1 protein-coding gene is annotated in these 498 nt (G+C 57.6%); it reads left to right on the plus strand.

The annotated features are described in order from the left end of the window. Positions 1–498, plus strand: a 498-nt coding sequence (locus tag KEHDKFFH_RS20445) for a transposase (protein ID WP_479684619.1), incomplete at both ends; no start/stop codon positions are given.

Consider the following 498-nt stretch of genomic DNA (forward strand, 5'->3'; position numbering starts at 1 on the left):
AACCTGACNGACAAGATTCCGGATGCCTCCACCCTGAGTCAGAACCGCCGGCGGCGGTTCCAGGACAGCAGCATCTATCAGGANATCTTNGATGAGATCGTGCTTCAGGCGATGGGCTATGACNTGGTGGGTGGCGAAGTGCTTTANACCGACAGCACGCACCTCAAGGCGAACGCCAACAAGAACAAGTACGATCTGAAACAGGCNGANGAGAAGGTGGCNGCCTACCTGGNCAGTCTGGAAGAGGCCATCGAGGGCGATCGCAAAGCCCAGGGCAAAAAGCCCTTGAAAACGAAGTTGTCCGAGCAGCCATCGAAGACCAAAGACACCAANATCAGCCGTACCGATCCGGACAGTGGCTATATGGTNCGGGANGGTAAGCCCAAGGGCTTCTTCTACCTGGACCACCGCACCGTCGATGGTCGCAACGCCATCATCACGGACAGTTACGCTACGCCGGCCAACCTGCACGACAGCCGCCCTTATCTGGACAGGCTG

The sequence above is a fragment of the Marinobacter maroccanus genome (assembly GCF_002933275.1).
GTDB classification, from domain to species: Bacteria; Pseudomonadota; Gammaproteobacteria; order Pseudomonadales; family Oleiphilaceae; genus Marinobacter; species Marinobacter maroccanus.